Origin of the sequence: Ekhidna sp. (genome assembly GCF_965228795.1) — a bacterium.
GTDB lineage: Bacteria > Bacteroidota > Bacteroidia > Cytophagales > Cyclobacteriaceae > Ekhidna.
Genome location: NZ_OZ245839.1, coordinates 672,786 through 691,286, shown reverse-complemented (window position 1 = coordinate 691,286; position 18,501 = coordinate 672,786). Strand labels below are relative to the sequence as shown.

The window sequence follows — 18,501 nt, the reverse complement described above, 5'->3', positions numbered from 1 at the left end:
TCAGAATCTTCCGAAACGAAAGCTAATCATAGCAGTCGTGCCCGTTACATCTTCGTCTTTGACATTGGCCAACTCTGTACCGGAAATGTACCTATAGGTAACTCCAGCGCCTAATCTGAAATACTTGGTAATGTTGAATTCTGCTTCAATTCCCGGCTCAGCAATAAAAAAAACAGAGTTTTCAATCGTGAATTCTGAATCAGCAGGGTTGTTTACGAAGAAGTCTTTGTCGTCAACTTCAAATGATCCTGCTCCTAACACAATAGGAATGCTAAGGTGTACAAGTTCTTTATGAGCGATGGTCCATCCAATAATTATTCCTCCATATCCGCCATGAAGGTTTAATTTCTTCTCCTCCGTCTGACCTTGAACAAGACCATCAAACTCTACATTGGTAACTATCCCATATCCAGCTACACCAAACAGATATCTCCGGTTGATAATAAACCCGCCATAGGCTCCTACTAGAAGGGCGCGTTCCCCCATTAGGTCCCCTACTTTTAGATCTCCCGCACCAAAAGCGTTAAGATCATTTTGCTTACTCAATAAGGACTTGATCTCTTCATCATCCGGATCATGTGTATCAATATATTTTTGGGACATTGAAGAAAATGCCAATACGATCAGGGCTAAATATGACAGAAGCTTCATTGCTTAGAATACGTATTTAAATGAAATGGCTGCATCCCAAAATTTTGCTTTTGTATGTCGCATGCCTATAAAATTGAAGTAAGGCTTAATGTCAAAACCAAAAGTAGCGGGCACCTCTAACCACCGGTATTCTATGCCGAGACTGGCATCCACGCCCATTGCAAAAAAGCTTTTAGACTCGTAGATAAACTCGTCTCCGGCTGCATTCGATAACGTTTTAGAAATGTCATCAAATTTTTCGTATCCCACATGACCACCGATACCGTAATGAAGGTAGAATCGATCGTTGAATGAGAATTCCATTGGTTCATGAAACAAGTACTGTGCAGTAAACTGCATGCCTTCGTTTCGACCACTTAGAATAAGCTCCACTGCTTCATCCTCAGTCACAAACTTTTTAAATGTCAACCCTGAAGTATGACCCAACCTAATTCCTGATGATTTCTCATAAAGTTGCTGTCCTGCAGAAGCATAAGCTATAAGCAGAAAGATTAAGGTGAAGAGTTTGTGCATGGGATTCCGGTGGTGACGGTGCATGTAGTTTTTTAATCTCGATCTACGAAAATAGGAGTTTCTTTGATGGCCACAATAAGTTCTCCTCCATCAGCCTCAATCAATAATTGGCTATGGCGTGAGTTTGTATTTCCTACAAATCCTGAAAGTGATATTTTTGCTTCATCATTAAAATGCTGCTTCTGCATGGTGAGCATGCTGTTAGGCAAAATCATCCGGTCTTCAGGGCCTTTTATATAGGTTTTTATATAGGAAGCCTGATTTAAAATAAGGTTAATATCCGTCGACTTACCCGTAATATCGATGCTATTGAAATCTTTAACGATTCTACTCAGATAAATATCACCGTAACTAAAATCCAAACGTGCAGACCCTCGCAAAAGGTCTGATGTTAAATCGGTGAAGGAACCCTCACACATAATTTCCTGGGCATCCAGTAAATGGATTTTGTCATTTCTTGAGTTTAACTGTATTCGCCCAATTTTATCTACTCTGATTTCAGAGCTTCCGCTTTCAATATTTAGGTTGGACGCTTTATCTATCCTAATCTCTGATCCTCGAAGCGTAAATATTCCATCATTAAGACTCCCGAATGCAGACTTGCCAAAGCTATGCTTTAATGTAAGTGTTTTCGAAAGATCATTGGCTTTGATATCTCCGTGAGAAATATCAAGGTCTACTCTTCCGTCAAGGTTTGCCATGTAGAGATCCCCATATTTATTTTCGATGCTTAACATCACATCTTTTGGTATCCAAACCTCATAGTCAACCTTTAGCTTATTGCTTCCCATTACGCCCTCAACTTCGCTTAATACACTACCGAAAAACCCTGAACCACTGCTTATCTCTGTCACAGCAGAAATAACACTTCCTACTTTTCTAAAGCGTACATCTACCCGGGACATGGATTTCGCCACCGCTGATGAATTTTTTCCTTCTGCACGCACCACCACCTCAAACCGAACGGAATCACGATCCCATGTTCGGACAATTACTTCTCCGTATTTTGTAACGACCTCTACTTTGCCATTTTCTGATACAGGAAAAGAACGCTTGAAATCGCGTTCTTGCCTCACCTGACCCAATAGAGGTAATGCAAAGAGTATTGCCAATAATATGTTAAAGCATTTCTTCACTTTGTTCTTTTTCCAACTCGTTTAGTATTTCTTCCAGTATTTGAAGCTTAAGACGATAATTTTCCATCATTGCTGTAATCACCTCTTCATTATCCACATTATCCTTTAAGTCACCCTTCAGCTCGGCAAAAGCCTCATCCATCTCTTCCAGATCTCTGAGTATTTCATCATCATCTAATCGATGTTTAATAAGTGTAATTTTTTGATTGATTTCGCCATTATAATAGCTCTCTAATTCAGCAACCTCACTCGTATTTTCTTTATCAGCATTCATGAAAAATACCGCTCCGCACACTATCAAAGTAAAGCAGGCAGCCATTCCTCCTATATGCCAAAAATTTTTCTTTCGATTTGGTTGAAGTTTATTCGAAACCTTTGCCCACTCCTGATCACTATCAAAAGGATAGACCTCAAACTCTTCTCTGGTATTTTCAATATGATCTTTTAAACTATCCCGCATTTTGCCCCCTTTCCTCAGCTAATATTTTCCTAATTCTTGCTTTTGCTTTGCAATACTGTGCTTTGGAAGCTGACTCTGAAACACCTAAAATCTGACCAATTTCTTTATGATCATATCCTTCAAACAGATACAGGTTCAACACCGTTTTGCAGCCTTCCGGTAGCAAATCAATCACAGACATGATCTGTGACGCCTGAAACTGCGCATATTCAAAATCATCTTCCTCTTCCTCAATAAAATCTTCATTCTCCTCCAGCTGAGAAGTATCCAATTTCTTTTTCCGAATGGCGTTAATGCAATTATTAATGACAATTCGCTTGATCCATGAGCTAAATGTATTCACCTCTCGCAAGGACGGTAGCTTCTGAAAAGCGTCAATAAATGACTCCTGAAGTAAATCCTTCGCCTCTTCCTCATCACCCATCATCCGTCGGCAGATATTATACATCGCCTTAGCATAGAGGCCGTAAAGTGACGACATAGCCGCCTGGTCTCCCTGCTGACTCTGTATAATCAGGTGCTTATGGATGGTCTGTGTGGTGCTCACGATCTATTAAAAGACAGTACCTTTTTTCAAAGGTTTCCTCTTTTTACGATTTTTCTATGAAAAAGGTGAGCCAAAGGTAGATAACCACTACTAAGTTTTATGAAAACATAGAACGCAGGCTCTTTCGATCGATTTTGCCGCTTTCGGTCTTAGGAATTTCTTTTACTAATTGGATGTATTTGGGGATCTTGAATTTAGCCAACTTACCAGCACAGAAATCAAGTATATCGTCCTGCGTTAATGTAGCTGAACGTCCCACAACTATCGCCTTGCCTACCTCACCCCATCGGTCATCGGGAACCCCAATTACGGCCACTTCATGAATCGATGGATGTGTTTGAAGTAATTTTTCCACCTCAGCCGGATATACATTTTCCCCACCGGAGATAAACATATTTTTGATTCGATCTTTTACATAGTAATACCCTTCCTCATCCCGAACAAGAATATCCCCTGTTCGGAACCATCCATCTGTAAAAGCATCTTTAGTCGCCTCGTCATTGTTCCAATATCCGGGAGTCACCACAGGGCCGTTGAGCCAAAGCTCACCTTCTTCTTGACCTTTCGCTTCAGTACCATCTTGTTTCATCAACTTCACATCCACGAAAAAATTAGGTGTACCGATTGATCCAATTTTCCTCATGGCATCATCGTGATGGAGGGAATAAATATTCGGACCGGCTTCTGTCAGTCCAAAACCCTGACGGATAGGGACGCCCTTCAACTCCCACAACTCAATCAGTGGTAAAGGCATTGCCTCACCACCGACGATAAAATAGCGAACAGATTCCAGACTAACTTCACTAAACGACTCCTCATCAGCCATCATCTTGAGCATAGTAGGAACGCCCATAAATAGTGTGGACTCCTCGTCTTCTAACAAATTCAGCACGGTAGCCGCATCAAATTTTCGTAGCAGGGTGAATGATCCCCCCTCCAGTAAAAAAGGCATTAGCAAAACGTTCCACCCTCCAGTGTGAAAAGGTGGCATACAAATAATTGTATGATCCCGAGAGGTTATATCCAGCCGTATTTGTGTATTTATCGCATTCCAGAAAGCCATTTTATAGGAATAGATCGCTCCTTTTGGAAAACCCGTGGTACCCGAAGTATAAATAATGAAAAGTGGATCATCATCCTTAATGTCATTAGCATTAAACTCTTCATCACCTAAAACTTTAGAAAGTTCAGAATAGAGATCCTGCATGTCCCAGCTAATGGATGGCTTGTGTTCCAACTCACTCGACTCTATCAATGAGCTAAACTTTTCCTCCGTGATCATCATTTTGGGCTCGCAGTTGTTGACCATGTAGCAAACTTCCCTTGCCGACAGTCGATAGTTTAACGGAACAATGATAAACCCCAACTTCATTGCCGCCCCCAAAAGCACAATGTATTCCAACCTAAATTCAGACATAACCGCTACCCGATCCCCTGCCTGAATACCTTCAGTTTGTAATCGTTTCGCCAGCAAGTTGGAAAGATTGTTGAGCTGACGATACGTAAGACTATCGCCGGTTTCAGCATCAGAAACTGCCACTTTTATGGGAGCATATTCAGCCCATCGTTCTATCCAGTCTTTTCGAAAGCTCATAGATATTTAAAATCTAAATGCAGCACTTGCAAATGCTAGTCCACCTCCAGAACCGATGAAGTAGATCAAATCTCCTTTTTTCACTTTCCCGAGTTGGACAGCTTCATCCAACGCCATTGGGATACATGCTGATCCGGTGTAGCCATATTCGTGCATCACCGTATGTGCCTTATCTCTATCCAGCCCCAGCTTGTCAAGTGTTGCCCAAATGCTATTGATATTGATCTGGGTAAACATAAATTGATCTACATCCTCCACTTTGGTTCCGGATCTTTTTGCCAACTCATTGGCCATGTCTGACCACACGTCAGGATTCAACTCACCTGGAAATCGCTTGACAAACTTTAGGAGGTGATCCTTATTTTCAACCACCTCTTTAGTTATAGGTTGAAAGGTACCTCCAGCATAGATGCCCATCCAATCACAGTATTCTCCTTTGGTTCGTAGCTCGCTGGCCAAATAGCCAGTTCCAGTTTCTTCAGTAGATGACAGTATCACCGCACCAGCTCCGTCAGCAAATAGATTGCAGGTTTTCTTGTCGAGCTTATTCAGATACTTACTCATTGCGTAAGCCCCGATAACCATCACCTTGTTGTAGTTTTCGTCTGCTTTGATGTATTTGACAGCCGTATCCAATCCGATCACAAACCCGGCACATGCAGAATTGAGATCAAAGGTGCCCGCATTGGTCATGCCCATTTTATGCTGAACCTTGGACGCGGTAGAAGGAGAGATATATTCAGGTGTGTCTGTGCAAACAATCAATAAGTCAATATCTTCAGATTTCAACCCAGCACGGTCTAAATTAACCTTAGCCGCCTCGATGCAGAGGTCGGCTGTGGACTCATCCGCATCGCACCATCGGCGGTTTCTAATATGCACGTTGGCTTCCAACCATTCCGAAACATTTTCCCCTAAGATTTCATCAAAATAGGTGTTGGGGATAATGTTTTTTGGAACATACATCCCGGTTGAAATGATTCTGGCGTTTCTCATATTATACGGTCATTCCTCCATCCACACTAATTGTTGCTCCATTGATATAGCCAGCCTCTTCTGATGCTAAAAAGCAATACGCATTGGCTATATCTTCCGGCTTACCTAAAGTTCCGGTTGGCACTTTTGATTTCATCATGTCAATGACATTGTCCGGCATGGCCATCACCATATCAGTAGCTATAAACCCAGGCGCTACGGCATTCGCCGTTACTCCTTTTCTGCCAAGCTCTCGAGCCCACACTTTCGTTAATCCAATAACTCCGGCCTTCGTGGCTACATAGTTGGACTGGCCAAAATTGCCATAAATACCAACTACAGATGACGTATTTACAATTCGCCCATAGCCCGCTTCTGTCATGTGTGCCTGAATGTGTTTTCCGCAATTGAAAACACCCGTGAGATTCACGTCAATTACCTGCTGCCATTGGTCAGGGGTCATTTTTTTCAATGTAGCATCTCTTGTAATTCCGGCATTGTTAATGAGAATGTCAATTTTGCCATGTTTTTCAATGACCTCTTCTGTGGCTTTTCCAACTGCTTCATAATCTGCGGTATTCACTTTCTGAAACGCTCCGTCAATCTCGCTGGCCAAACGATTACCCGCCTCTTCATTCAGATCCCAAATAATCACTTTGGCTCCTTCAGCTGCAAACTTTTGACAGGTGGCTTTCCCAATTCCATTTGATCCACCTGTAACGATGGCTACTCTATTTTCTAGTCTTTTCATCTCTTATTTTCAATTTACTAGTATCCGAGAAAGATTTTTCTGGATTTGATTTAGTCTATTAAATCACCCTTTGAATTCCCTAAAGGGCACCTTCTAACTTCTCCCTTAAGGGTTGGGGTCGTTTTGCGCTCCGAAGAAAAATCATTTCTCGGATTATTAAATCCAAGTTTTAAAAAATGTCGGATATCATTGGTTTACTTTAAAGGCCGATAACTGGATGCTACCGACCTCTATTTTGCACAACTCTACTACTTATTTTCCCGGAAGATCTAGTTTTAATTCTATGCTGTATAGTCTTCCAATGAATGGAGACGCAGTGAACTCTCGGTATTCACTATCAAAAAGATTTGTAACAGCAATCGAAGTAGTGAATGTATCCGTAATTCTATATCCGAATCCTAAATCAACGTTTACAAAACCCGCTAGTGGACCATAGTTATATGAGTCTGTTCCGCGCGAATCCTCAACAATCGGAGTACCTCTATAAGTAAGATCCTGAGTTGCTGCTGCGATCTGGAAGCTTGAGAAGTAATCGTATTCCTCTACCCATCTAACAAATACATTCCCAAAGATTTTATCCTTATTGTAATTGAACCCGAAGCTTGCTTTGTTTTTAGGTGCATTTACAAGCAAGTCAAGTTTATTTACAGTTCCGTCATTATTGAAGTCATTCTCAAGGTTGTCCTCATCAATTGGGTAGTCGAAGTATGAATAGTTAAAATCAAGGGTAATGTTTTGATTCACCAGATAGTTTAATCCGATATCGAATCCATAAGTATCGAACTCACCAAAGTTGATATAGGTAGCAACTAATCCACCATAAACACCATAAGCTGACTGAACGTCTTCAATTGGAGTATCTCCTCTATGTGTTGTAACTCCTACAACTGTCACAGGGCTCAGGAAATTTTCTGAAATATTGTAATAGGCATTTACATCAGCATAAAGCTTCTTCGAACCAATATTCCCTTTATAGCCAATCTCATAGGTTTGCAGCTTTTCAATCGTTTGTTTTTCTACCTCTGATCCATCTGCCAAAGTAAATCCTTCGGCATTTCCAAGGATCAATCCTCCAAACAAATCACCATACATGTTTAAGATAGTTGGTGCTGCGACACCTTGACCATAAGTAATTCGGAATGTCCCTCTTTCAACTGTCTTAGTAAAGCCTACTTTAGGCACAAAATTGAAACCATACACATCATGATTATCTGCCCTCAATGCAACGGTTCCTTTGAATCCGCTTCCAAATGCGTACTGACCCTGACCATACCATCCGATTTGATCGACAGTTATAAAATCATCCTCATCTTCATCTAATAAATAGGTTCCGTGAGAGTTGGCCATATCCCGCTGAAACTGTACTCCTGTCACAAAGCTGAATGCTCCCCAGTTATTGTTATACTGCACTTCACCATTCCACCGCTTCGAATCATCGATGAATCGTGCGCCACCATCAAGAGAAGAATCGAAAGCTTGCTGTGGAGTAGCTCCACCATCAATCGCAGCATAATAGGCCTTGGTACGATCATCTAATGAATGGGTGTCACGCGTATCACTCAAGCTAAGGTAGGCCTGAGCGAAAATTCGTGGCGACACATATCTCATATGGAATGTCTGAATTTTCCAGTCTATAATCTCGTTTCGACCAACATTTGTAGGAGATAGGTAGGTACTATTACTAGCATCATATGAGAAGATGAGGTCTGAGTCATCATTGAGTGTATAGTACATCCCTACGCCCCCTTTTATAAACTCGAATTCATTATCCAAATCAAGTTCTTCATATCCTTCTTTGATGCCATCGGGACCACCATTTCCATTATTATCAGTTCTGTCTATGTACACAGAGTCAGCAAACTGAAACTCCTCACCCCTGGTGTACTCAAAGTTGACTTTGAAAGCGAATTTGTCACTTAAAATCTGCGCGTGTCGTAATCTACTTGTGAAGACATTTTGATTCCCTGCACCAAGCGCTATTGTTGTTCCTTCCGAAGCTCTTGGGTCTTTTGTGATAATGTTCACCAATCCATTATGAGCATTAGGACCATATAGTGCCGAGTTCGGGCCAAGAATAACCTCCACCCGATCAATATCTTCCTTAATCTGAGGGCTTAATGGACCAAACGGAAGTCCTGTAGCTACTAAGCTGGAAAATCGACCATCGGTCACCTGGGTATTTTTTGCATTGAAGTTGCTATTGAAGCCTCGAACGTTAATCCCTGTTCCAACCACACCTGAACGGATATAATCAACTCCCTTCAATCGTGATAGCAATTCGCCAGTATTAAATGACCCCCAGTTTTCCAGATCTTTGCTTGAAATAATCTCGATAGTAGCGGGTGTCTCAGTAATTTTTTCTGGCTGACGACTTCCGGAAATCACAACCTCTTCACCAAATACAGTTCCTTCTTCCAGTTGAAAATCGATAGTGACAGCTGATCCGCTGACTGATACAGACTGTTCAATGGCCTGAAATCCAACATAGCTGGCAACCACTACATACGTGCCATTTGCCAATCCTTTGATCTCAAACTTGCCATTGGGGTCTGTTACATCGCCATTTGTGGTTCCTTTAATCACCACATTGGCACCAATGAGTGCTTCGCCGGTTTCACTGTCTGTGACAGTACCGGTAATGCTTCCTCCCTGAGCAAATATGCCCACAGAAAGCAGCGTTAAAACGAGGGTTAAGTACAGGTTTTTCATAACTTTAGTTTGTTAGCATTTGTTTAACAGCTCGATTGAAGCCCGCCGGATTATCCATTTGTAACATGTGTCCGGCAGCTTCAATCATTTTAATTTTCACATTAGGTATCTTATTTCCCACCTCAGCCACTTGTTGGGTGGTCATACCTGCATGCAGGTATCTATTTGGAATCAAAAAATCTTTCTCGCCAAAGAGTACATAAGTTGCAACTTTGATCTGATCCAGCTCCTCAAAAACGGGATGAGATAGCATCCCTTTGACTCCCATCTCTCTCACTTTGGCATAATCCTTAAACCATGGAGCTTCTTTGACTTTGATCCGATCCTGAATCATTTCCTCAGCCAGTGGTGGCATATTCACAAAGTTGATCTTATAGGCAGCCCGTATTTGATCTTCTGTGTGGCTCATCAAAACAGCAGCGCTTGAAAATTGCGTTAGCGTTGAAGCCTCCTCTTCCGTAAATGTTTCAAAACCTGCCGGAGCAGCTAATATCAATTGATCCAGCCATTGCGGGTTCTTTAGTGCCGTTACGATACTGACCTGCCCACCCATGGAGTGTCCAAGCAGAATTACATTATCGAGCTTCAGTGCTTTCACAAAGGCATCAAGTGAGCGAGCGAAAAAGTCCATGTAATCCTCCTCATCAAAATCTCGCAATGTAGACTGACCGTATCCTGGTAGATCCAGCGCTATACATCGATATTCACCTCTCAATCCTTCAATGGTATGGTACCAGTTTTTGATATAACCACCCAGCCCATGCACCATCACAATTACAGGTGCATCCTGTGCTCCTTCATCCAGATAGGCGATCTCAATGTCATCGAAGATGGAGACCTTCTTTGTTTCATATTTATAGTTAGGCATGAATTCATCATTTTGAGCGAAAGTGAATTGTGCAAAAACCAAGGTCAATATCGTGATCAGGTTCTTCATGCGATTGATACTTTTTCTCGTCTTGATTTCGCATAAGTATGCAATATCAGACCTATGGCGAGCGAACCTAAAATGGCAAGTGTGGAAGCGATGGCCGGGTTTCTCACTTCTTCCTGCATGTACGGCGTAAGCCTGCCGTAATACACTGAAAAATGAATAATTATGGCAGATACTGAGCTCAAAAATGGCACATGCACCGGCACTTGCTTTAGAAAAGTTCCAAAAAGAACGGGCACAAAAGCAGCAGAGAAATAAGCATAGACACCATTCTGCGCAAAAATCCCAACACTCAAATCAGGAGAAATCAGTTGTTGCCAGCTGAATCCAAAAGAAACGGCTGCTAAAAAAATGATTGTAAGTCGATTCAGGATGACCGGCTGAATTTTCGGCTCACCAAATATGGGACGGATTACATCTTGTGTGATTGTTGTGCTTAGGCTTTGGATCAAGCCTTCTAAAGTAGAAAGACCCGCTGATATCAGTCCCATCACCACAATGATTCCTATACCAGCTGTAAATTTTTTCACAACATAAGCTGAAAGCACCCCATCGAGGCTGAGCAGGCTGCCATCAACTGTGAGATTCGGAAACTCCAGTCGGGCATAGAGACCTGCAAAAACCACGAGGAAGAAGAGGAATTCAACAATTACACCTGCGATCAGGTAGGTATTTACCTGATTATCATTTTTTAAAAGAAGCGATTTTGTGATAATATGTGGCTGACACACAATCGCTATCCCAACCACAACCTGGCAAAAAATTATTTCAAAATAGTCCCTGAATAATGGACTTTGCGGATTTGTACCATCGGCAAGGGCAGGATCAATAGCTTTAAGTTTTGCCAAAAATCCGGAGATGCCATCAGAGAAATGTTCGTAACCAGAGGTAAGCAGAATGATGGCGACCACAATCATCAGAGAAGCCTGAATCATGTTGGTGTATACCATGGAGTTTGCTCCTCCGAACATCATGTAACCAAACACGAATACCACTACCGAAATCAAAATATAGATTTCTTCAACATTCAATGCTTTTGATAAAAGCTTGCTCAGGCCTACACATATCAGCACAATAAATGTGATGAGTAGCAACGATACGAAACCGAAAAAAAGGGAATAGCTTTTATTCTCATATCTACTACCAATCCATTGTGCCATGGTTAGGGCTTTTACTGAAGTCCCTACCTTCCTAAATCCTTTGGTAATCACTATCAGTGATACCAGTGCTGATATGGATAGAACCAATCCGAATGAAAGAAATCCGCTGATCCCGTAATAAGCAATAAATCCGGGGTTGATAATAAATGTTGCTGCACTGGTCATGGAAGCAGCAAGTGCCAGCCCAACTGCAATCGGGGAAAAAGCAATATTGCCCAGCGCGTAATCTGAGATGTTTTTAGTCTGAATAGCACCTCTGATAACAAAGAAAAGAATAAGCGCCATATAGGCGATAACTGCTATCCAAACATATTCAGTAAAACTCTCTGAAGCCATATTTTTCACTTAATCCAGCTACCAATTTTTACTTATTCAGGCGCATTGACAACTGAACTCAGGTGAAAGAAGGTTTTTTTAAGGTGAACAGAACCTTTGTCGTGGTGAAGGAAAAATCTGCAATAAATCGCCGGATTTTTAAATAAAAGACAATATACACTTCTGACAAAGTGTAGAAATTGAAAATTTCATATTATCGAAAGTCGCTTCATGAGGTCCTCGCGGTAGGTTTTTCCTATTGGAATGCTCTTATCAGCAATTTGAATGTAGTTATCCTCAATGGCCTGAATGTGCTCTACATTCACAATATATGAACGGTGAACGCGCATGAATCTGGAAGCCGGGAGTTTTTCCTCAAGCGTTTTCAAAGAGTAGCTAAGTATATAGCTATTTTGATTGGTCATCAGGATAGAGTAAATGTCGTTCGCCTCGATATATCGAGTATCCTCAAACCTTAGTTTTTCCAATCTGTTTTTCACTTTCACGAAAAGATGAGACTCACTGACTACTGTATCTTCTTTCTGGTTTCCTGCAACCAAATGATGTCTGTGAAGGGCAATTTCAATGGCCGAAACCAATTCGTCATCGTCAAAAGGCTTAATCAAATATCCATCCGGGTTGGTCAGTTTTGCGCGTTCAAGTGTTGCTTGATCTCTGTCAGATGTCAGATATAATACTGGAGTGTTGGTTTTAGTTTTGATGAGGGAGGTAACTTCTATACCATCCATCAAACCCGCCAGGTTAATATCCATGATCACAATGTCAGTGGGCTGCTTACTCAGTGATTGTAACAATTCCTCACCAGACTCACTGATACCCAAGATTTCATAACCTCGTTCCTCAAGCGTAATGCTGAGATTTTTAGCCACAACGAAATCATCTTCGGCTATGAGTACTTTGGTTTTCCCCTCTGACATTCTTCAAAAGTAAACGCAAATTCGTAACTAAATCAGTCAGATTATATTGCAGGTCAATATTTCATTCTGATGCGACGAGCTTGCACATACATTTTTCTATTGATTGGGGTTTTTACCCTTCGAGCACAAACCCTTTTTCTTGACAGCCTTTTGCAGCAACCTGCAGACTCCAATAGGTTATCAAATGAAGAATGGTATTGGACAAAAATTGATCTTAACCCAGAAACTCGATATATAGAATTGGCAAACTGGAGCCATGTGGTAGCTTATGGAAAAGATGGTATTCACTATACAGGCACAATGATTCCCGGTGATGAGCAAAGCTATTTTTCTTTCAAAAATATTATTCAAACCACCAGTGATTCCTTACTAGTAAAACTAAAAGGAGATCATCCGCTTTTTGAGTTGGAGGTGGCTTCTGTCAATCAGTTCACACCTGACCAATGGAGATTTCAGGAACGTCAGCGACTCATCGCCCATGGATTATTTTTTGGTATCCTAATCGTAATGGCACTTTACAACCTGATGATCTACATGGCTGTAAAGGATCAAAGCTATCTATGGTATGTACTTTCAATCGTAGGTTTTGCTTTATATATGGCCTTTTATTACGGGTTTACATTCGAGCATTTTTGGCCGTCAAGACCCCACTGGAATACTTATGTCTTTGCCTTGATCATACCGCTCACAAACATCAGCAGGATACTGTTTACCAAGACTTATCTACATACAGATCAGTACGTGCCTCGCTGGAATACATTCTTCACACTCTTGCTAGCGCTTTATTTAACACCAATAGTTATGTGGCTAATAAGCTGGCTGGAAATAAAAGACTGGCTTGTAGAAACCAACCATGTCATCGGGTTTTTGGGAGCAGTCACCATGTCTGCTATTACCCTTGTCAGTGTGATTGTATACCTGAGGGGCTATAAACCTGCACTTTGGTTTTTGGTTGCTTTTGCGCTATTTAATATTGGAGGTGTGCTGTTCATTTTTCGAGAGCTCCACTATTTGCCCGATAATTTCTTTACACGCTATATCATCCAGATTGGAGCAGTAGCACAGGTTGTTTTGTTTTCACTGGGTCTATCTGACAGACTAAACCGGACAAGAAAGATGCTGGCATTGGAAACAATTGAACGTGAAAAAATTGAACGTGAAAAAGAGATGGAGAAAAAGCAACTAGCTGAGAAACAAAAAGATGAGCTTGAACGACAGGTCAAAGAACGAACAAAAGAACTGGAAGAAACGCTCAACCAGCTCAAGCTCTCAGAGAGTGATTTACGAGAGCTAAACCAAGTCAAATCGAAGCTTTTCTCCATTATTTCACATGAGCTAAAGAGTCCGCTAACAACGGTCGATTCATACCTCAACCTTTTCATCAATCATTACAACAAGCTGTCTCCTGAAGAAATTTCTGAACTTAGCGATAAGACCCGGTTTTCCCTGCAAAACCTGATATTGTTGATGGATAACCTACTCCTTTGGTCGCAGCTCCAGCAGGATAGTTTGACTTTCAATCCTACCAATGTAGACCTTAGAAAGGCGCTTGATAAGTCATTGAAGTTGTTTACACCTCTCCTTGAGCAGAAGAAAATTAAAATTGAAATTGAAGCTGGGGTGGATGAAACTATATTGAATGCGGATAAAGACATGCTTGAGTTTGTTGTTAGGAACCTTATTCACAATTCGATCAAATTCACTCCTAAAAATGGAAAGATAAAGATTGTAGCAGAACACGATGCTGATCTCACAAGAGTCTCTATCATCGATACCGGAATCGGGATGACCAATGAAATGATCCAGAAGATTTTAGATAAGGAGGAAGGGTTTACCCGAACAGGAACAGAACAGGAGAAGGGTTCAGGAATCGGGCTACTGATGTGTAAGGACTTTATTGAAAAAAACCATGGTAAATTGGAAATCAGCGCCAAACAGGGAACTACCGTTTCCTTTTGCCTACCTGGTAGTAAAGTGCACTAAAAACCCCGCTCTTATAAAGCTTGATTTCATTTTCCTGAAAATCATTTCCCTTTAAAAAAGACCTCAAGTCGAGTAGTTTGGTGGTTTCAAGATTGGCAAACCATTTAAAGAAAACCAGCATAACTCTAAGCAAGAGCGTATTGACTTTTCTTTTTTCAAAATCCACAACAATCAACTTGCCATTAGTACTAAGAAGCCTCTTGATTTTCGCAATAACAGTATTCAGGCTTTGTTGATCAAAACAGTCAAGAAAAAATGGACAAATGATCACATCATATCTTTTATCCGATTCAAATTCTTTAAAATCCGATTGAATGAAATTAATTGATCCGTGGAATTTTCTCCTTTTAGCTCTATCCAGCATCCTGACGGACTTTTCCACAAAATCCAACTCACCACTTTTGGGAATATACTCAAGTAGTTTACCTGTCCCTCCACCAAGGATAAGCACACGATCTTTATCGCCTATTTCTTTCAGATGATAAGCTTGTGCTTGTATTAATGATTCTCCAAAAACAAGTTTCGAAAGGCGATCATAAAAAGGGGCAATAAAGTCAAAATCGTTTACAGCCATTCGAAAAGAATTGGCAATAAAAATACGCCATCCCCTATTGCTCTGCAGCGATGCTTGAGTCGAAACCAATCGGAAAAAATGAGCATCAATGTATAAATAACAAAGCCTGCTATAAAATAAATTGTGACAATATTGATGGAAAGAATTGCAATTGCAAGACCTATCGAGATCAATAATAATATGATTTTTTCCAGTTGCTTACCATTAAGTTCTGTTGCAATCGATTGAAACTTGTCTCTTATATCGTCCTCCTTTTCATACCAGCTAAATAGACTGAGATTCACAAAGGTTAGTAGCACCAATAATAAAAAAATATCCCATCGATAGGTCTGACTGAGTAGAAAAGGCACCATCAAAATCCCGGCTGAATAGACCATTGCAACATAAAGCTCCTTTGAAAGAAATCGCGATAATCGGTGCTGCATCATCAAGTAAGCAAATGAGAATACCGCCAGCGCCAATCCTCCAAGGAAGATCACTAATGGTATGAATAAGATTAGAATAGATAATGCAATCAAAACAAGAACAGCAACTACTAATAAAGATTTTCGATGTTTTTTATGAAACAGATATCGCTCCCTCGATGATCTAATTTTGTTCTCTGCATCCCTTAGGTGATCTGCTGTATAGATAAGCCATACTACTCCACCGAGCAGCAAATAAACTTCCCATCCTGGAGCTACACTGAATTGGGCACAAAAAAATCGGAGCAGTATTACTACTCCGATTACAATATCTATGGACAAAATTTGAGCGGTACGATATGCTCGCCCAATCATTATCCCTGAGCTAATGCTTCGGCACCACCCACGATCTCCAAAATCTCCTTTGTAATGGCTGCCTGACGTGTTCTGTTGTAAGTCAACCGAAGCTCCTTCAATAGGTCATCAGCATTTTCTGTTGCCTTATCCATTGCTGTCATCCGTGCTCCATGCTCAGAAGCATTTGATTCTAACAATGTTTTATAGAACTGGATCTTAAGTGACTTAGGAACAAGTTCATCAAAAATGAAATCTTTCGATGGCTCATAGATATAATCTATCTCACCGTAGGAGTCATCCATTTCTTCTGTCTCAATTTCCTGAATTGGAAGAAACTGTTCTTTTTTAACTATCTGAGTAGCAACGTTTTTGAACTCATTGTAAACTATATCCACTCGATCATATTTACCATCGAGGAAATCAGCCATCACCATTTCAGCTGCTTCTTTTGCATCTGCGAAATTAAGCTTCTCTATTAGGTGTGAATAAGTTTTGATTACGTTGTACTTTCTCTTAGTAAAATGCTCCAGCGCTTTCTTTCCAATTGGAAGAATTTCCAAATTACCTGCGGCCTCTACAAGGCTGTATTTTTCAGCAATGAGCGCTTTCGTTCCTTTGAAAATACTACTGTTAAAAGCACCACACAATCCTCTATCCGAAGTAACCACTACAAGTAAAACTCGCTCTATTGATCGTTCTTCGGAGTATGGATTGTCAGTCGAATCAGATTGACCTGCAGAAACATTCTGAATAATTTCAGATAGCTTCTGCGAATATGGCCTCATTTGAATGATACGATCCTGTGCCCTTCTCAACTTAGCAGCAGCAACCATTTTCATGGCTTTTGTGATCTGCTGTGTCGAAACAACTGATTGAATCCTACCTTTTACCTCTTTAAGATTGGCCATCTATTTTCTTATTTTTTATATCTGGAAGCAATGTCTTTAGCGATTTCTTCTGTTTTTGCAACAGCCTCTTCGCTCAATTTACCTGCCTTAAAGTCTGCCAACGCATCCTTACCAGTAGATCTCATTGCATTCATGAATTCAATTTGGAATTCTTTTGCCTTGTTCACAGGAACCGGATCCAAGAATCCTTTTGTAGAAGCATAAATGATAGCTACTTGCTCTTCAACCGGAATTGGAGAGAACTGCGGCTGCTTCAATATTTCCTGGTTCTTTCTTCCTCTATCGATGGTTCGCTGAGTTGCAGCATCAAGGTCAGATCCGAATTTAGCGAACGCTTCAAGCTCACGGAACTGTGCCTGATCTAGCTTCAACGTACCAGCTACTTTTTTCATTGACTTAATCTGAGCGTTACCACCCACACGAGATACTGAAATACCTACGTTAATCGCTGGTCTGATACCAGAGTTGAAAAGGTTTGTTTCAAGGAATATCTGACCATCAGTAATCGAAATTACGTTTGTCGGGATATATGCAGAAACGTCACCTGCTTGTGTTTCAATAATTGGCAGTGCGGTTAATGATCCGCCTCCTTTTACCTTATCTTTCAAAGATGGTGGAAGGTCGTTCATTTGCTTAGCTACTGAATCATCACCGATGATTTTTGCAGCTCGCTCTAGTAATCTTGAGTGAAGGTAGAATACGTCACCCGGGTAAGCTTCACGTCCCGGAGGTCTTCTTAAAAGAAGTGAAACCTCACGGTAAGAAACTGCTTGCTTAGAAAGGTCATCGTATACTACAAGTGCCGGACGCCCTGTATCTCTAAAATACTCACCAATAGCTGCTCCTGTCATTGGTGCATAGAACTGCATTGGAGCTGGGTCAGAAGCAGAGGCACTTACTACTACTGTATACGCCATTGCACCTGCTTTTTCAAGCTGAGCTACAATACCAGCTACTGTTGAAGCTTTCTGTCCGATTGCAACATAGATACAGAAAACAGGCTCTCCTTTATCATAAAATTCTTTCTGATTGATGATCGTATCAATAACAACAGCTGTTTTTCCTGTCTGACGGTCACCAATTACTAACTCTCTTTGACCTCTTCCTACCGGGATCATTGAGTCAATAGACACAATACCTGTTTGAAGTGGCTCACTTACAGGCTCTCTGTAAATTACTCCCGGAGCTTTTCTTTCAAGAGGCATCTCAAAAGTTTCACCTTCGATTGCACCTTTACCATCGATAGGGTTACCAAGCGTATCAACCACTCGACCACACATTCCGTCACCCACCTGGATTGAAGCAATTCTACCAGTTCTTTTAACTGTATCACCTTCGTTTACATCTGCAGAATCTCCAAGGAGTACAGCTCCTACATTGTCCTCTTCAAGGTTCAATACAAGTGCATTCAATCCATTTTCAAATTCCAGAAGCTCACCTGCCTGCGCATTACTCAAACCGTAGATTCTGGCTACACCATCACCTACCTGTAATACAGTACCTACTTCTTCAAGTTCAGCCTCGGTCTTATGTCCGGAAAGCTGCTCTCTTAAAATTGCTGAAACCTCATCAGGTCTTACTTGTGCCATAAT

Annotated in this window: 17 protein-coding genes; 1 reads left to right on the top strand and 16 read right to left on the bottom strand. The window is 41.1% G+C overall.

The window, feature by feature from the left end:
* From ACQK2H_RS03115 to ACQK2H_RS03060, 12 genes are all read right to left on the bottom strand, one after another.
* Positions 1-651 (bottom strand): hypothetical protein, encoded by a 651-nt coding sequence (locus ACQK2H_RS03115; protein WP_425390013.1) that lies wholly within the window; start codon positions 649-651, stop codon positions 1-3.
* A gap of 3 nt (positions 652-654) precedes the next feature.
* Complete coding sequence (locus tag ACQK2H_RS03110) at positions 655-1,164, bottom strand: hypothetical protein (protein WP_425390012.1); 510 nt, start codon at positions 1,162-1,164, stop codon at positions 655-657.
* A 32-nt stretch (positions 1,165-1,196) separates the two neighbouring features.
* Positions 1,197-2,276 carry a hypothetical protein gene (locus tag ACQK2H_RS03105; protein WP_425390011.1) on the bottom strand — a complete coding sequence of 360 codons (1,080 nt, stop codon included), beginning with the start codon at positions 2,274-2,276 and terminating at the stop codon, positions 1,197-1,199.
* A gap of 7 nt (positions 2,277-2,283) precedes the next feature.
* The gene (locus ACQK2H_RS03100) at positions 2,284-2,760 is read right to left on the bottom strand and encodes a hypothetical protein (RefSeq protein ID WP_425390010.1); all 477 of its coding nucleotides are present in this window, start codon (positions 2,758-2,760) and stop codon (positions 2,284-2,286) included.
* Positions 2,750-3,307 (bottom strand): RNA polymerase sigma factor, encoded by a 558-nt coding sequence (locus ACQK2H_RS03095; RefSeq protein WP_425390009.1) that lies wholly within the window; start codon positions 3,305-3,307, stop codon positions 2,750-2,752. Before ACQK2H_RS03095 ends, ACQK2H_RS03100 begins: the two co-directional genes overlap by 11 nt.
* 97 nt (positions 3,308-3,404) lie before the next feature.
* Complete coding sequence (gene menE / locus ACQK2H_RS03090; RefSeq protein ID WP_425390008.1) at positions 3,405-4,901, bottom strand: o-succinylbenzoate--CoA ligase; 1,497 nt, start codon at positions 4,899-4,901, stop codon at positions 3,405-3,407.
* 6 nt (positions 4,902-4,907) lie between these two features.
* Entirely contained in the window at positions 4,908-5,897 is a 990-nt protein-coding gene (locus ACQK2H_RS03085) for a 3-oxoacyl-ACP synthase III family protein (protein ID WP_425390007.1), read from the bottom strand.
* Between the two features lies 1 nt (position 5,898).
* Complete coding sequence (locus ACQK2H_RS03080) at positions 5,899-6,627, bottom strand: beta-ketoacyl-ACP reductase (RefSeq protein WP_425390006.1); 729 nt, start codon at positions 6,625-6,627, stop codon at positions 5,899-5,901.
* Positions 6,628-6,879: 252 nt separating this feature from the next.
* Complete coding sequence (locus ACQK2H_RS03075; RefSeq protein ID WP_425390005.1) at positions 6,880-9,336, bottom strand: TonB-dependent receptor; 2,457 nt, start codon at positions 9,334-9,336, stop codon at positions 6,880-6,882.
* 4 nt (positions 9,337-9,340) lie between these two features.
* Complete coding sequence (locus tag ACQK2H_RS03070; protein WP_425390004.1) at positions 9,341-10,273, bottom strand: alpha/beta fold hydrolase; 933 nt, start codon at positions 10,271-10,273, stop codon at positions 9,341-9,343.
* Complete coding sequence (locus tag ACQK2H_RS03065) at positions 10,270-11,766, bottom strand: sodium/pantothenate symporter (RefSeq protein ID WP_425390003.1); 1,497 nt, start codon at positions 11,764-11,766, stop codon at positions 10,270-10,272. The genes ACQK2H_RS03070 and ACQK2H_RS03065 overlap by 4 nt, the downstream gene beginning before the upstream one ends.
* Before the next feature lie 188 nt (positions 11,767-11,954).
* Positions 11,955-12,683, bottom strand: a complete 729-nt coding sequence (locus ACQK2H_RS03060; protein WP_425390002.1) for a LytR/AlgR family response regulator transcription factor — start codon at positions 12,681-12,683, stop codon at positions 11,955-11,957.
* 69 nt (positions 12,684-12,752) lie between these two features.
* Here ACQK2H_RS03060 and ACQK2H_RS03055 point away from each other — a divergent pair, with 69 nt between their 5' ends.
* The gene (locus ACQK2H_RS03055; RefSeq protein WP_425390001.1) at positions 12,753-14,666 is read left to right on the top strand and encodes a 7TM diverse intracellular signaling domain-containing protein; all 1,914 of its coding nucleotides are present in this window, start codon (positions 12,753-12,755) and stop codon (positions 14,664-14,666) included.
* Here ACQK2H_RS03055 and ACQK2H_RS03050 read toward each other — a convergent pair.
* From ACQK2H_RS03050 to atpA, 4 genes are read right to left on the bottom strand one after another with little or no spacing between them, the layout of a single operon-like run.
* Positions 14,626-15,240 (bottom strand): class I SAM-dependent methyltransferase, encoded by a 615-nt coding sequence (locus ACQK2H_RS03050; RefSeq protein WP_425390000.1) that lies wholly within the window; start codon positions 15,238-15,240, stop codon positions 14,626-14,628. The genes ACQK2H_RS03055 and ACQK2H_RS03050 overlap by 41 nt on opposite strands.
* Complete coding sequence (locus ACQK2H_RS03045) at positions 15,231-16,019, bottom strand: UbiA family prenyltransferase (RefSeq protein ID WP_425389999.1); 789 nt, start codon at positions 16,017-16,019, stop codon at positions 15,231-15,233. The genes ACQK2H_RS03050 and ACQK2H_RS03045 overlap by 10 nt, the downstream gene beginning before the upstream one ends.
* Entirely contained in the window at positions 16,019-16,909 is an 891-nt protein-coding gene (atpG, locus tag ACQK2H_RS03040) for an ATP synthase F1 subunit gamma (RefSeq protein WP_425389998.1), read from the bottom strand. The genes ACQK2H_RS03045 and atpG overlap by 1 nt, the downstream gene beginning before the upstream one ends.
* An 8-nt stretch (positions 16,910-16,917) precedes the next feature.
* On the bottom strand, positions 16,918-18,498 hold the full coding sequence (gene atpA / locus ACQK2H_RS03035; protein WP_425389997.1) for a F0F1 ATP synthase subunit alpha: 1,581 nt from the start codon (positions 18,496-18,498) through the stop codon (positions 16,918-16,920).
* Positions 18,499-18,501: the final 3 nt, after the last annotated feature.

Bases quoted from the DNA above. Each gene is read 5' to 3' on its own strand.
- ACQK2H_RS03050 (WP_425390000.1), bottom strand. From the start codon at position 15,240: ATGGCTGTAAACGATTTTGACTTTATTGCCCCTTTTTATGATCGCCTT.
- ACQK2H_RS03055 (WP_425390001.1), top strand. From the start codon at position 12,753: ATGCGACGAGCTTGCACATACATTTTTCTATTGATTGGGGTTTTTACC.
- ACQK2H_RS03080 (WP_425390006.1), bottom strand. From the start codon at position 6,627: ATGAAAAGACTAGAAAATAGAGTAGCCATCGTTACAGGTGGATCAAAT.
- ACQK2H_RS03070 (WP_425390004.1), bottom strand. From the start codon at position 10,273: ATGAAGAACCTGATCACGATATTGACCTTGGTTTTTGCACAATTCACT.
- atpA (WP_425389997.1), bottom strand. From the start codon at position 18,498: ATGGCACAAGTAAGACCTGATGAGGTTTCAGCAATTTTAAGAGAGCAG.
- ACQK2H_RS03075 (WP_425390005.1), bottom strand. From the start codon at position 9,336: ATGAAAAACCTGTACTTAACCCTCGTTTTAACGCTGCTTTCTGTGGGC.
- ACQK2H_RS03060 (WP_425390002.1), bottom strand. From the start codon at position 12,683: ATGTCAGAGGGGAAAACCAAAGTACTCATAGCCGAAGATGATTTCGTT.
- ACQK2H_RS03110 (WP_425390012.1), bottom strand. From the start codon at position 1,164: ATGCACAAACTCTTCACCTTAATCTTTCTGCTTATAGCTTATGCTTCT.
- ACQK2H_RS03085 (WP_425390007.1), bottom strand. From the start codon at position 5,897: ATGAGAAACGCCAGAATCATTTCAACCGGGATGTATGTTCCAAAAAAC.
- ACQK2H_RS03115 (WP_425390013.1), bottom strand. From the start codon at position 651: ATGAAGCTTCTGTCATATTTAGCCCTGATCGTATTGGCATTTTCTTCA.
- atpG (WP_425389998.1), bottom strand. From the start codon at position 16,909: ATGGCCAATCTTAAAGAGGTAAAAGGTAGGATTCAATCAGTTGTTTCG.
- menE (WP_425390008.1), bottom strand. From the start codon at position 4,901: ATGAGCTTTCGAAAAGACTGGATAGAACGATGGGCTGAATATGCTCCC.
- ACQK2H_RS03100 (WP_425390010.1), bottom strand. From the start codon at position 2,760: ATGCGGGATAGTTTAAAAGATCATATTGAAAATACCAGAGAAGAGTTT.
- ACQK2H_RS03045 (WP_425389999.1), bottom strand. From the start codon at position 16,019: ATGATTGGGCGAGCATATCGTACCGCTCAAATTTTGTCCATAGATATT.
- ACQK2H_RS03065 (WP_425390003.1), bottom strand. From the start codon at position 11,766: ATGGCTTCAGAGAGTTTTACTGAATATGTTTGGATAGCAGTTATCGCC.